At 42.7% G+C, this 14,222-nt stretch carries 10 protein-coding genes and 1 rRNA gene; 4 read left to right on the forward strand and 7 right to left on the reverse strand.

What is annotated here, in order from left to right:
- Both M472_RS38770 and M472_RS38775 read right to left on the reverse strand, forming a co-directional pair.
- A 16S ribosomal RNA gene (locus M472_RS38770) occupies positions 1-89 on the reverse strand; the annotation flags it as partial.
- 915 nt (positions 90-1,004) lie between these two features.
- Entirely contained in the window at positions 1,005-2,168 is a 1,164-nt protein-coding gene (locus M472_RS38775; RefSeq protein WP_021071383.1) for an acyl-CoA dehydrogenase family protein, read from the reverse strand.
- Positions 2,169-2,274: 106 nt separating this feature from the next.
- Here M472_RS38775 and amaB point away from each other — a divergent pair, with 106 nt between their 5' ends.
- From amaB to M472_RS38790, 3 genes are all read left to right on the forward strand, one after another.
- A complete protein-coding gene (gene amaB / locus M472_RS38780; RefSeq protein WP_031301904.1) occupies positions 2,275-3,804 on the forward strand; it encodes an L-piperidine-6-carboxylate dehydrogenase in 1,530 nt (509 codons plus the stop codon).
- A 13-nt stretch (positions 3,805-3,817) separates the two neighbouring features.
- Positions 3,818-5,107, forward strand: a complete 1,290-nt coding sequence (gene lat, locus M472_RS38785; protein WP_021071385.1) for an L-lysine 6-transaminase — start codon at positions 3,818-3,820, stop codon at positions 5,105-5,107.
- Between the two features lie 186 nt (positions 5,108-5,293).
- Positions 5,294-6,121, forward strand: coding sequence for a sulfurtransferase (locus tag M472_RS38790; RefSeq protein WP_021071386.1), 828 nt, complete (start codon positions 5,294-5,296; stop codon positions 6,119-6,121).
- A gap of 62 nt (positions 6,122-6,183) precedes the next feature.
- Here M472_RS38790 and M472_RS38795 read toward each other — a convergent pair whose 3' ends face one another.
- The 5 genes from M472_RS38795 to hutH all read right to left on the reverse strand — a co-directional run bounded on the left by M472_RS38795 (position 6,184) and on the right by hutH (position 13,237).
- Positions 6,184-7,059, reverse strand: a complete 876-nt coding sequence (locus M472_RS38795) for a pirin family protein (RefSeq protein ID WP_021071387.1) — start codon at positions 7,057-7,059, stop codon at positions 6,184-6,186.
- Positions 7,060-7,271: 212 nt separating this feature from the next.
- Positions 7,272-8,231 carry a formimidoylglutamase gene (gene hutG, locus M472_RS38800; RefSeq protein ID WP_021071388.1) on the reverse strand — a complete coding sequence of 320 codons (960 nt, stop codon included), beginning with the start codon at positions 8,229-8,231 and terminating at the stop codon, positions 7,272-7,274.
- Between the two features lie 187 nt (positions 8,232-8,418).
- The gene (locus M472_RS38805; RefSeq protein WP_021071389.1) at positions 8,419-10,425 is read right to left on the reverse strand and encodes a urocanate hydratase; all 2,007 of its coding nucleotides are present in this window, start codon (positions 10,423-10,425) and stop codon (positions 8,419-8,421) included.
- Between the two features lie 2 nt (positions 10,426-10,427).
- Positions 10,428-11,675: an imidazolonepropionase gene (gene hutI / locus M472_RS38810; RefSeq protein ID WP_021071390.1), complete on the reverse strand. Its 1,248-nt coding sequence runs from the start codon at positions 11,673-11,675 to the stop codon at positions 10,428-10,430.
- A gap of 2 nt (positions 11,676-11,677) precedes the next feature.
- The gene (gene hutH / locus M472_RS38815) at positions 11,678-13,237 is read right to left on the reverse strand and encodes a histidine ammonia-lyase (protein ID WP_021071391.1); all 1,560 of its coding nucleotides are present in this window, start codon (positions 13,235-13,237) and stop codon (positions 11,678-11,680) included.
- A gap of 78 nt (positions 13,238-13,315) precedes the next feature.
- Here hutH and M472_RS38820 point away from each other — a divergent pair, with 78 nt between their 5' ends.
- Positions 13,316-14,215: a LysR family transcriptional regulator gene (locus M472_RS38820; RefSeq protein ID WP_021071392.1), complete on the forward strand. Its 900-nt coding sequence runs from the start codon at positions 13,316-13,318 to the stop codon at positions 14,213-14,215.
- Positions 14,216-14,222 lie beyond the last annotated feature (7 nt).

Below are 14,222 nucleotides of genomic sequence, written 5' to 3' on the forward strand. Positions count from 1 at the left end.
TAGCAAGCTACAGATGGATCCCGTTCGACTTGCATGTATTAGGCCTGCCGCTAGCGTTCATCCTGAGCCAGGATCAAACTCTCCATAGTAAAATGAAGTGTGAGATCAAGACTATTTATGAAAAATAGAATTGTCCTTATTTAAATAATTTCTGATTCTATGATCGTCAGGTTGAGTTTTTTTAACTTTCGTTGTTTCTCAACACTACTCGTTACGTTACATGATCATTTCCTTAAAGAACTTTATCGCATCCGCTTCGCGCTTCTGCTTGTATCATCGACATCCGAAGATGTGACCTGTCATTTTTTTCCGGACTCCCTTGCGGAGACCGCCCTTCGTTTCCGTTGGGACTGCAAAGGTAGGAATCTTTTTCGAACCTCCAAATTTTATTTTAAAATAATTTCCGGAAAAGATTTCAGAGTGTTGGATCTAATCGATCAGATCGAAAAAGAACCACTCTGCCTACCCTATGTCATCGTTCCGAAGAACCGTCCCTCCCTCGCGGAGTGGTGCAAAGATAGGAACTTTAAAACCATATTTCAAAGACATAAAACAAACTATTTTACGCCAAACAGCATAAAACGCTGGAACAGCGAACAATAAAATTGAAAAAAGAAAGCACACAGGCACCATGGAATGCACAAAAGGCATACTGTTCCTATCATTGGGCAGGATCAGCAGGGATTTAAGCCTGGCATAACAGAGCTTTTATAGTGGTTTACCTCTATGAACCCTCTATAAAACCTCTATTATGTCCCTAAATAATCTCTACAAAATTTAAAGCAGGTACGGAACAATAAAGAAGTATTGTTAAAGAACAGATTACTCAGACCATACATATAAAGAAAGAAGAGACAAATTAGAACACACTGACTGCACCATCTTAAGCAGGGCTCATTTCTTAACTCCAATACAAGAGTCAAAAAAAGACCTTTTCCATTACCGAAAAGGTCTTCAAACAGTAAAACAATCGAAATATGCTAAACCAGAATTATTGCAACGAGCTAAAAACCGCTGATACCAGTAATATCCTGCCCCGTAATCAATAGGTGCACATCATGTGTTCCCTCATAAGTAATGACGGATTCCAGATTCATCATATGACGCATAATCGGATAGTCCCCCACAATCCCCATAGCGCCGAGAATTTGCCGAGACTCCCGTGCGACCTGTAAAGCCATATGCACATTATTACGTTTCGCCATAGATATTTGTTGAGGAGTAGCTCTATTTTCATTTTTCAAAACACCCAAACGCCACGAAAGTAATTGAGCTTTTGTTATTTCCGTAATCATCTCCGCCAGCTTTTTCTGTTGCAACTGATACGCTGCTATAGGTTTTCCGAATTGAGTTCTTTCTGACGCATATTGAAGAGCAACTTGATAACAGTCGATGGCCGCTCCTATTACACCCCAAGAAATACCATAACGAGCCGAATTCAAACAAGACAATGGTCCGCGCATAGATGAAACATCCGGCAACAACCGCTCAGATGGTATATATATACTATCAAACACCAGTTCGCCAGTTCGGGATGCCCTCAACGACCATTTGTCTTTAATCTCAGGAGTAGAGAAACCTACGTCTGTCCGTTCTATGATCACTCCTCTCACTTTTCCTTCCTCATCTTTGGCCCATACCACCGCAAGATCACAGATTGGGGCATTCGTTATCCAGGTCTTTGCTCCATTCAGTCGATATCCTTCACCGTCCTTCACCAGACGAGTTTCCATATTTGAAGGATCTGACCCATGATTTGGTTCAGTAAGTCCAAAAGCTCCTATACAATCCCCTGAAGCCAACATTGGCAAATATTTATTTTTCTGTTCTTCGGACCCGAAAGTATATATAGGATACATCACTAAAGAGGATTGTACTGATGCTGCCGAACGAATAGCCGAATCTCCTGCCTCTAGCTCTTGCATAATCACTCCATACGCCATATAATCCAACCCCGCTCCTCCATATGCACTAGAGACAAAAGGCCCCAAAGCTCCTATTTGCCCCAACTTTTTCATCAAATCTGGAATTTCCTCATGTCGCTGAGCTTTCTGATCAATAGTTGGCAAAATTTCCGCGCGTACAAAATCACGAATTGTATCACGAATCAGCAGGTACTCTTCTCCGAAAAGCTCCCCTACATTAAAATAATCTACAGTAGTATTCATATCCTATCTAGCTTTATGTAAAAATATCAATCATTCAACACAAAAGCACATATTATAAATATTATTCTTTATATTTATGAAAATTTCGAATAATATAAACCATATTATGACAATTAAAGAATTAAAAACACTAGGAATAGAAAACGAAAACCTAGGTACATCAACAGGTAGTAAATGGTTTGCAAAAGGAGACGTTATTTCTTCTTTCTCACCAACCAATGGACAACTTATTGCAAAAGTGCAATCAACAACACGTAAAGAATACGACAAAGTAATCGGTGAAGCTGAAAAAGCGAAACTTATCTGGAGAGATATCCCGGCACCTAAGCGTGGAGAGATAGTACGCCAACTAGGCGACAAATTAAGAGAACTAAAACCTGTATTAGGCAAGCTGGTATCTTATGAAATGGGCAAATCCTATCAAGAAGGACTTGGAGAAGTCCAGGAAATGATTGATATATGTGATTTTGCCGTTGGACTCTCCCGTCAACTTTATGGCAACACGATTCATTCGGAAAGACCAGGACACCGCATGTACGACCAATATCATCCACTTGGCATTGTTGGCGTAATTACTGCATTCAATTTCCCTGTTGCCGTATGGTCATGGAATACGGCGTTAGCTTTGGTATGTGGCGACGTGGTTATTTGGAAACCTTCAGAAAAAACACCGTTATGTGCAGTAGCTTGTCAAAAAATCATTGCTGATATCCTCAAAGCGAACAAACTTCCAGAAGGTATTTCTTCATTAGTAATGGGAGATGCAGAAGTTGGAAAATGGATTTCTGAAGACGAACGCATTCCATTAGTGTCAGCTACAGGATCCACAAGAATGGGTAAACTAGTAGCAGCAACCGTTGCTCAACGCCTTGGAAAGACGCTACTGGAACTGGGTGGCAACAATGCGATTATCGTAACCCCAAGTGCAGACTTGAAAATGACAGTCATAGGAGCTGTATTCGGTGCTGTAGGAACAGCTGGTCAACGTTGCACGAGCACAAGAAGGCTGATCGTACACGACAGCATCTATGACAAAGTAAAAAAGGCACTAACCGACGCCTATAAACAAGTCAAAATCGGTGATCCATTGGACACTAAACATCATATGGGACCATTGATTGATACAGATGCTGTAAAAATGTATCTGAATGCATTAGACAAAATCAAAGAACAAGGTGGAAAAATATTAGTTGACGGCAAAGTCCTAAGCGGCAAAGGCTATGAAAGCGGCTGTTATGTGACTCCTGTTATTGCAGAGGTCGAGAATCATTATCAAATCGTACAGGACGAAACTTTTGCTCCTATATTATATCTTATCAAATACAGTGGGGAAGTGGATAACGCCATTGCACTCCAAAACGGTGTAAAACAAGGCTTATCCTCGGCTATCATGACCTCTAGTCTACGTGAATCTGAACTATTCTTAAGCCAAAATGGGTCTGACTGTGGTATCGCGAATGTTAACATCGGCACTTCGGGAGCAGAGATCGGTGGAGCCTTTGGTGGCGAAAAAGAAACCGGAGGTGGCCGCGAATCAGGTTCTGATGCATGGAAAGTATATATGCGCCGCCAGACCAATACGATCAACTATACAACAAGTCTGCCTTTAGCGCAAGGAATAAAGTTTGACCTTTAAAAACAAAAAGATTATGAGAGAAGTACACCAAAGATTGGCAAAACATATATTAGCGGACGGATACCCTGTAGTTATCGATCTGGAAAAATCACACGGATCGTACATTGCTGATATAGACGGAAATGAATACCTAGACATGTTCAGTATGTTTGCCTCTTCCCCGATCGGCTACAACCATCCTTATATTATCAAAAATGCAGATCTGTTAAAGGATGCTGCCATAAACAAACTAGCATTATCCGACATCTACCCATCCATCTACGCCGACTTTATGGACACCTTTGGTCGCGTAGCTATTCCCAAAGAACTAAGCTATTGTTTCTTTATTGACGGGGGCTCATTGGCTGTAGAAAATGCACTGAAGGCAGGGTTTGACTGGAAAACAAGAATCAACCTATCCAAAGGCATAGAACATGAGGCGAGTCAGGTCATTCACTTTAAACAGGCATTCCACGGTCGTTCGGGATATACTTTATCTTTGACCAATACCAAAGATCCAAAAAAGTACATGTACTTTCCAAAGTTCAATTGGCCCCGTATTACGAATCCAAAGTTGAAGTTCCCACTCAATGAGAGTAATCTCGCAGATACTGTAGCACTGGAAAATCAAGCTATAGCAGAAATCAATGCTGCTATTGGACAACGTCCAGAAGATATCGCCTGTTTGATCATCGAAACCATACAGGCTGAAGGAGGTGACAACCACTTCAGAAAAGAGTTTTTCCAAAAACTGAGAGAGATTTGTGATCAGAATGATATCATCCTCATTTTGGACGAAGTACAGACTGGTATTGCCATGACCGGAAAAATGTGGGGATATCAACACTACGGAATCATTCCTGATGTAATCGCTTTCGGCAAGAAGACACAGGTTTGTGGGATACTCGCTAACCAGGAAAAATTTGACCTCGTAGAAAAAAATGTCTTCAAAGAGTCTAGTCGAATCAATTCTACTTTTGGGGGAAACCTGGTAGACATGGTACGCTTCAAGTTGATCTTGGAAGTCATCGAACAAGAAAACCTAGTCGCTAAGGCGGAAGAAAAAGGCAAGTACATCCTACAGCAGATCGAACAGTTGGTAAAAGATTTTCCACAATTATCAAATGCACGTGGAAAAGGACTACTTACAGCTTTCGATTTTGAAGATGAAAAATCACGCGATGCTTTTATTTCCAAAACATTCGACAACAAATTGTTAATATTAGGATGTGGAGAAAAAAGTGTACGCTTCAGACCACATCTAACGGTTAGTATCGAAGATATAGACAAAGCATTTACCATCATCCGTAATTGTTTAAAATAAACTCTTTTTCTATTCAGATAGATATTAAAAAAAACTAAAGGCTACATAATATATGTAGCCTTTAGTTTTTTAATTGTGTATCAGATCTAAATAGATGAGGATAAATACAAGGTTCGATGTTAGATAACAGTACAATTATATTGTTTGTAAATACGAATTTATGTAGGTTTATAAAAAAGAATATTTATGATACAATCTCCTTTAATCGACATAGAAACCCTTCAAGAATTAAGTAGTAACCATAACCTTATTCTATTAGATTCAACAATAGATAAAGTCACTGAAAAGATCGACAATGATAATATAGCATTAATCCCCAATTCAGTCTTTCTTGACATTGAAAAAGATTTTTCAGATCCCAACTCTGGATTACCACACACCTTAATCGACGAAACGGCGTTTACGGAAAGAGCACAGCAACTGGGCATCAACCAAGACAGTATTCTTGTTATCTATGATCGTTGGGGCATTTATTCAAGCCCACGAGCTTGGTGGATGTTTCGCTATATGGGGCATCAACAGACATACGTACTGGATGGCGGCATCAGCGCTTGGCAAGAAGCTGGGCTTCCTACGACCAATCGCCATATCCTTCCCTCAAAACAAGGCAATTTCCTTGCTGCTGTACAACCTGAATGGATCGTCGACAAAAAAATGATATTAAACGCTTTAGATACAAAGGCGATGACCATCGTAGATGCCCGAGGCGCAGGCCGCTTCAGCGGCAGCACACCTGAACCCAGAAACGGCGTACGCTCGGGACACATCCCCACCTCCAGCAACCTTCCCTTTGATCTCGTTTTGGACGGAGCATATTTAAAAGACATCGAATCACTGAAGGCCTTATTCCAGACACACCTTTCTGCCAACAAGAGAAATGTATTTTCTTGCGGATCCGGAATAACGGCGTCAATACTTGCTCTCGCCGCTTTTCAGATTGGCGTAACCAATATTTCGGTATATGATGGTTCATGGGCAGAATGGGGATCGGATCCTCAGTTGCCTGTTGCATAAAACAAAAAAGAAGAGGGTTCTCTCCTCTTCTTCTCAAGCCTAACTCCATGGTAAGCTCGCTATCAAGCTCCCGGATAAGGTACATAATCATCATCTCCTGGAACTTTAGGAAATTCCCGTGCAATCCATTTGCGTTTAGCCTCCTCATTAATTTCTCTATCGGTAGCTACAAAGTTCCATGATATAAACCGTTCTTCCGGAAATGGCTCCCCTCCAAAGATATATACCGTCGTATTAGCTTTCATTGTAAATGAGCAGAGGTGTGCATCTTTAGTAATCAAAATCTGCTTGGGACCATAATCGAATCCATTGCTTTCAATGTCTCCTTCTAAAATATAAAGACCGCTTTCCCCATACAGTTCTCCACGGATATCAATGAAAGCATCTTTTTTACCCGTCTTGATTTCAATCATATATAATTTACTATACACCGGAACGGGAGACTTCTTTCCGAAGGCTTGTCCTGCAATCAGCTTATAGGACACCCCATCCTTTTCCCAGGCAGGTATATCCTCAGCTTCGGTATGATGAAATTCGGGATCCATAAACTCTAACTCTTTGGGCAACGCTACCCAAATCTGTAAACCATGCATGAATTTATCCTGATGCCGGAGATACTCAGGTGTCCGCTCGGAATGAGTCACACCTTTACCAGCAGTCATCCAATTTACAGCACCTGGTTTGATTTCCATTGCTGTACCTAAACTATCACGGTGAAAAATCGCACCATCAAAAAGGTAGGTCAGCGTAGAAAGGCCGATATGCGGATGAGGCCCTACGTCGAGGTTTTCATGTTCAGCAAGACAAACAGGCCCCATATGGTCAATAAATACAAATGGACCTATAGATCTCTTTTGTCGAAAGGGTAAAAGCCTACCCACAAGAAAATTACCAATATTGGCAGCAGTTTCTTCTCTAATAAAATCAATATTTGACATACTATATTTCCTCCTTTGTTTTCTGAAAGTATATGATTTTAATGGACATCAAGAACTTTCATGTCTTTTGGTGATCCAAAGGAATCATGAAAGTTTCATACCTAAAGTTACATAATATATGTTAGTTATAAACTGAAGAAAATTTGAAAAAATGCCATCCTATAAAGGCGTGCCTAGCAAGGCACGCCTTTATAGGATAAGAACCGTTGTCTTTAAAACTTCTGTAAGATCTTAAAGATCAAATCAGAGCCTAACTTAGTCGTCCGCTGGTCAATATCATAAACTGGATTTAATTCGGCGATATCCACACTTACTAAATTAGGCAAACGGATAATTTCCTGAAAAATCTGTTGAAAGGTTACATCTGGAACAAGACCATTAAAAGCCAAGGCACTCACCCCCGGAGCATAAGGCGCGGCAAAAGCATCTAAATCTATCGTCAGATAAACCAGATCTACCTGAACTGCAAAATCACGCACTGCCTTCCGTATTTCCGATACGTTACCCGCGTGGACATCTTCAGCCTTTATAACCGTTGTTCCTTTATCTTTAGCATAAGCTAATAGCGATGGCGTATTCGAAATATCTTGAATCCCTAAGGCCAAATAATGAAAAGACCTTCCCTCCCGAGACAGATCATCGGCTATCTGATAAAATCCTGTACCCGAATTTCCCACACCATCTTTCAGGGGGCGAATATCCAGGTGTGCATCGATATTAATAATTCCAATGGATTTACCCTCGACATGCAATCCCTTAAAGTGCGCATAGGTAATCTCATGCCCACCTCCCAATAAGAGAGGGAACCCGCCTTGCTGGCGGATCTTGGCAACCAGTTCAGCGAGGCACTGTTGGGCTGCTTCCAGCCCAGTATCTTGACAATACACGTCTCCAGCATCCAGTAATCGGATTTGATCCGAAAAATGCACCGGCAATCCTGCTAATATTTTTCGGAACTGAGCAGGGCCATTCTGGGCACCCACCCTTCCCTGGTTACGGCGCACGCCTTCATCACAACAAAACCCCAACAGCACAACAGCATTTTTCAGTTCTTGTGTTTCGTCCAGATCGATAGAACGCACCTCCTGATGCCAGCGTCGCAGTCCTTGCTCCGTACCATCAACACGACCTGCCCAATGTCCGGGATTCCCTGGTTGATATAATGAATTCATATGTAAATAATTATCTTCGATGAGCTCGCAAGCTCGGTTTGTCTTCAATAGCCATTAACTTGTCCCGACTAGTCGGGATGAAATATCCAAAGTATATTATGCACGACTTTATTACTGTTGGTGTGCATGCTGCTCCGCGGTCATGCATGTTTGTGCAGTCCGTGCTACATGGATATTTCATGCTAACCTATTCAAAAAGTTTATCTAACACCGCGGTATCCACCAATTCGGCTTTTGTAACCTTCAATGTAGGGCTTCGCTGCAGTTCTGTTTCTATCGCCTGCATGGCCTCTTTATTGCGGGCCCAAGCTCTACGTGCGATTCCATTATTAACATCAAAGAACAACATATTACGCAACTTCTCTTCTGCAGCGGCGGAACCGTCCAGCAACATACCGAAGCCGCCATTGATTACCTCACCCCATCCTACACCGCCACCGTTATGGATAGACACCCATGTAGCACCTCTGAAACTATCACCGATTACATTATGTATCGCCATATCGGCCGTAAATTTACTGCCATCATAGATATTGCTCGTTTCCCGATAAGGCGAATCCGTACCACTTACGTCATGGTGATCTCTACCCAGCACAACAGGTGCAGACAACTGCCCCGTTTGTACCGCATCGTTAAATGCTTTTGCAATTTTCGTACGACCCAATGCATCGGCATATAAGATACGAGCTTGAGACCCCACTACCAAACGGTTTTCTTCAGCATCCGCTATCCATTTTATATTATCCGCAAGTTGCTGTTTGATTTCTTCTGGTGCTTCTTTCTGTAGATCCTTCATCACCTCAAGAGCAATTCGGTCAGTTGTGCGCAGATCCTCAGCCTTGCCTGAAGTACACACCCAACGGAATGGCCCAAAACCATAGTCAAAACACATTGGTCCTAGAATATCCTGTACATAAGACGGGTATTTAAAGTTAATACCATCTACAGCCAACACATCAGCTCCGGCACGCGAAGCTTCCAACAGAAAAGCATTTCCATAATCGAAGAAGTAAGTTCCACGTGCAGCGTGCTTATTAATAGCATTAGCCTGTCGAACCAAGGACTGTTGCACCGCCTTTTTAAATTCTTCGGGTTCTTCTGCAATCATCCTATTCGCCTCCTCAAAGCTATATCCCACGGGATAGTATCCGCCCGACCAAGGATTATGCAATGATGTCTGGTCCGAACCAACCGTAACAAACACTTCTTGCTCATAAAAAGCTTCCCATACATCTACCACGTTACCTATATAAGCCAATGACACGACTTCTTCCTCTTGGATTGCCTGTTTTACCCGGGCTATAAGCCCCTGCATACTTTCATGCAGCTCGTCGACCCAGCCCTGTTCGTGGCGCTTGCGTGCCGCAGCGGGATTCACTTCTGCACATACCGTGACACAACTCGCTATATTTCCAGCTTTAGGCTGCGCACCACTCATCCCCCCTAATCCCGAGGTCAGGAAAATTTTGCCCCGAGAACTATCGCCCTTTTTCAGATGCTTACGAAAAGCATTCATAACTGTAATCGTCGTACCATGTACAATACCCTGTGGGCCAATATACATGTACGAACCTGCAGTCATCTGTCCATATTGCGTAACCCCCAAAGCATTGAAGCGCTCCCAATCATCGGGCTTAGAATAATTAGGAATCATCATCCCGTTGGTCACCACAACTCTTGGTGCTGAAGTAGATGATGGGAACAATCCCATCGGGTGTCCTGAGTACATATGCAGAGTTTGCTCCTCCGTCATCTTTGCCAAATATTGCATCGTCAACAGATACTGTGCCCAGTTTTGGAATACTGCACCATTCCCCCCATAAGTAATCAACTCATGCGGATGCTGTGCTACCGCAGGATCCAGGTTATTCTGTATCATCAGCATAATCGCTGCCGCTTGACGGCTTTGCGCGGGATACTCTTCTATCGGACGGGCATACATCGCATAAGTCGGGCGGAAACGATACATGTAAATCCGTCCGTAACGACGCAGCTCCTCGAGGAAGTCTGCGGCCAGCTCTTCATGCCATCCTGCAGGAAAATAACGTAACGCATTTGCGATAGCCAATCGTTCTTCGTCTTTCGTAAGTATCTGTTTACGTACCGGAGCATGGCTCACCGAAGGATCTAAAGCCACCTTAGCTGGCAATTGATTCGGTATACCCTGTATTATTTCATTTTTAAATTTCTGCATGATTATTTTAAATTAGATCGAACAGCTACCCCGTTCTTCCAAACAGCTGATGGTTGCAATGCTCCTTGTAGGTAAGTGATGTTCTGATAATTGTTCGTATCATAGAGGACAAAGTCGGCTAACTGTCCTTCGACCAATCGACCTCTATCAGAGAGATTCAAGGCTTGTGCTGCTCTAAACGTAACGGCTGCCAACACTTCGGCATTGGAGAGTTTCTCCATCGTTGCCAGAATACCAGCCGATGCAATGAGCTGCCCCATAGGTGCCGAGCCTGGATTCCAGTCGGTTGCAATTGCCAACGACGCACCTGCATCCAATAAGCGTCGAGCTGGTGTGAATGCACAGCCTATTCCCAGAGAAGCTGCAGGCAAAGCGACAGCTACTACATCCGAATCCGCAAGTAGCGCAATCTCTGCATCTGTTGATGCCTCCAGATGATCAGCCGATACCGCATCAAAAGCAACAGCAACCGCAGATCCTGAGGTACTGAATTGATCAGCATGTACTGTGATCTTAAAGCCCAGCTCTTTTGCTTTTTTGAAATAATCCTGAATATCTTCTGCCGAAAAGGCAGTCTGTTCGATAAAAGCATCTATCCGCTCAGTCAGCTTCTCCTCCTTCAACACAGGGAAAAGGTCTGCTGCCATAAGAGCTAGATATTCTTTCGCTGTCCCTTCAAAATCTTTTGGTTTCATGTGCGCTGCCAGACAAGTTGGGACAAGATCCATCTCCAGTTCCGCATTAGCCTGCTTGACTGCCCGCAATGTCTTCAGCTCTTCCTCCTTATTAAGTCCGTATCCACTTTTCACCTCTACAGTGGTAATTCCTTGCGCCAAAAGATAAGCAGCCCTACGCTTTGTCAATTCCTTCAATTCCTCTTGTGTCGCCTCACGTGTATGTTTGACCGTACTCCAAATACCACCACCTGCTTGGGCAATCTCCAAATAGGAACTCCCCGCATTACGCATTGCAAAATCATTAGCACGATTGCCACCAAAGGCAATGTGTGTATGGCAATCAACAAATGAAGGTAAACAGACCTTATCTCCCGCGATCAACTCCACCTCTACCGCATCTCCCGCCTGACTACGGAGTGTCTCAAAATCACCTACTGCTTTGACTTTTCCATTTTCGATCCATAACCCACCCTGCTCAATTACCTCGAGCTGACTGTCATTCAACGCCCCTTTAAGAGGCAGATCACGCATGGTCAGCAACTGCCTAAAAGGTCCTATAAGTACTTCGTTCATCCCTAATAATTTTCAAAATATTCAACACCTGCGCCAAAATACGCTTTATCACCTGTAGCTTTGGCCAGCTCAACCAATTCACCCGATTTTACCAATGCCAACGCTTTATCCATAATATCCTGCATAGGCTGATCTTCTTCCAGATGAGGAATATGCTTGCGGATATGCTGATGTAAGGCTTCTACAACAGCTGTAGATTGCAGTGGGCTATGGAAATCCTTAGCTTGTGCTGCGCAAAGCAGCTCTACACTTAATATCTTATCCACATTATCAATAACCTGTAATAACTTTCTTCCGGATATCGACCCCATACTCACATGATCTTCCTGTCCCATCGATGTGGGTATGCTATCTGCCGAAGCAGGGAAACAAAGTCCTTTATTCTCGCTGGCAATAGCAGCAGTTGTGTACTGCAAAATCATAAAACCAGAATTTAGACCTGTTGCCTTCATCAACAACTTAGGCACCCCATTTGTTTCTCCCTCTAGGGAAAGATACACCCTACGATCGGATATATTCCCCAATTCACTAACAGCTAGTGTTGCATAATCCAACGGAAGTGCGATAGGCTGTCCATGGAACGAACCTCCACTAATGGTCAGTTCACTATTTATAATAATAGGGTTGTCTGTTACTGCATTAATCTCTGTTTCAATAATTTCTTTAAAATGCAGCCAAGCGTTGCGGGAAGCACCATGCACCTGTGGTATACAACGCATCGAATAAGGATCCTGTACTCTCGAACAGTTCTTATGCGACTCTAAAATTGCAGAACCCGACAACAGGTTATGTATCGTCGAAGCGACAAACACATTCCCCTTATACGGTCTCAACTGGTGTAATTCGCTAAAGAACGGTTTGATCGAACCATTCAATCCCTCGATCATTAAAGTTGCGATCAGATCAGCGTTATTCATCAATCGGTTCATCTCGACAACAGCCTTCACGCCATGTGCAGCCATAAACTGTGTTCCGTTGATCAATGCTAACCCCTCTTTTGCACCCAGAGCCACAGGTTTCATCTGTAATTCATCCAACACATCGGCTGTATTGCGGATTTCATCTTTATAAAACACCTTTCCGAGACCAATCAAAGGCAAGAATAGATGTGACAATGGCGCTAGATCACCAGAAGCCCCTACCGATCCCTGTTTTGGGACGACAGGAACGATATCCTGTTGGATATGCCAGATAATGCGTTGTACTGTACTCAACTGTACCCCCGAAAAACCTTTGGACAAAGCATGTACCTTCAAAATCATCATCAACTTGGACAACTCCTTATCAATAGGCTCTCCTACCCCTACAGCATGACTCATCAAGATGTTCTCCTGCAGTTTACGGGTATCGTTAGCATCAATCAGAGTCGTGCATAACGGACCAAAACCAGTATTTATTCCATATACTACCTTCCCCGAGTCCACGATTTCCTGTACATATCCTGCACTCTTCTCGATATCCTTTATTACTTCTTCTGTTAAGATACCATGCACTGTACCTCTTGCTATACCTAAAGCAATGGAGCTCTGTAAAAAATCGACTCCGTATTTAAATGTATTCATCTTGTCTTTCGTTTTATCTCAAATTTAACAGCTATATTTGATAACTGGTAATACCATTTAAGTCAACTATTAATAACTATGAATTATCAAATAGAACTTCGACATCTCCATTATTTCAAGGTTCTAGCCGAAGAACTTCATTTCCGTAAAGCTGCGGATCGGCTTTTTATCTCCCAACCAGGCCTGAGCAGACAGATCAAACAGATGGAAAGTATTTATAAGACTACACTATTTGAACGAACCAAGCGTACAGTGCAATTGACTGAGGCTGGCAAATACCTTTTACACGAAGTGGAACTGCTATTCAGTCAACTCAGCAACATTCAAACACAGATTGAAAAGATTGCGGAAGGGAAGATAACATCACTCAAACTGGGATTTATTGGCTCTGCTGTACAGACTATACTTCCCAAACTATTAGCTTCATTAAAGCAAAAGCAACCTTTGATCGACATCACGCTCAATGAGCTCAGCAATGAAATGCAACTCGAAATGCTAGGACGTAATGAATTGGATTTTGGATTTGTCCGTGTCGATGGTACGCCACCGCATATAAAATCATTACCTATCCTAACCGAGCATTTCGCACTTGTTATACCCAAGAATCATCCGCTCAAATCAAAACCCAATCTTCAGTTGACAGACTTCAAAGATGAACCCTTCATCCTGTTTTCAAAAGCTTATAGCATTTCCTATTATGACTTGGTGATGAGCATATTTCGCGATCATGATTTTGTACCCCATGTCACCCTACGAACGGTCAATGCATTAAGTATATTCAATCTGGTATCTCAGGGACTTGGAGTAGCGATAGTTCCCTCTTCGTTAAAAAACGGATACAGTACAGACGTTGATTTTATCGAACTCGAACAGATACGCCAGCGTACAACCCTAACCCTGATTTGGAATAGGGAGAACCGCAATCCTGGCATATCAGCTTTACTTGAAGAGGTTAAGCACTTGTTAGAAGATAATTAGTATCTCT

Origin of the sequence: Sphingobacterium paucimobilis HER1398 (genome assembly GCF_000416985.1) — a bacterium.
Classification (GTDB): Bacteria; Bacteroidota; Bacteroidia; order Sphingobacteriales; family Sphingobacteriaceae; genus Sphingobacterium; species Sphingobacterium paucimobilis.

Excerpts from the sequence above, each read along its gene's own strand:
- M472_RS38795 (WP_021071387.1), bottom strand. The coding sequence starts at position 7,059 with ATGTCAAATATTGATTTTATTAGAGAAGAAACTGCTGCCAATATTGGT.
- M472_RS38790 (WP_021071386.1), top strand. The coding sequence starts at position 5,294 with ATGATACAATCTCCTTTAATCGACATAGAAACCCTTCAAGAATTAAGT.
- hutI (WP_021071390.1), bottom strand. The coding sequence starts at position 11,675 with ATGAACGAAGTACTTATAGGACCTTTTAGGCAGTTGCTGACCATGCGT.
- hutH (WP_021071391.1), bottom strand. The coding sequence starts at position 13,237 with ATGAATACATTTAAATACGGAGTCGATTTTTTACAGAGCTCCATTGCT.
- M472_RS38805 (WP_021071389.1), bottom strand. The coding sequence starts at position 10,425 with ATGCAGAAATTTAAAAATGAAATAATACAGGGTATACCGAATCAATTG.
- M472_RS38820 (WP_021071392.1), top strand. The coding sequence starts at position 13,316 with ATGAATTATCAAATAGAACTTCGACATCTCCATTATTTCAAGGTTCTA.
- M472_RS38775 (WP_021071383.1), bottom strand. The coding sequence starts at position 2,168 with ATGAATACTACTGTAGATTATTTTAATGTAGGGGAGCTTTTCGGAGAA.
- hutG (WP_021071388.1), bottom strand. The coding sequence starts at position 8,231 with ATGAATTCATTATATCAACCAGGGAATCCCGGACATTGGGCAGGTCGT.
- amaB (WP_031301904.1), top strand. The coding sequence starts at position 2,275 with ATGACAATTAAAGAATTAAAAACACTAGGAATAGAAAACGAAAACCTA.
- lat (WP_021071385.1), top strand. The coding sequence starts at position 3,818 with ATGAGAGAAGTACACCAAAGATTGGCAAAACATATATTAGCGGACGGA.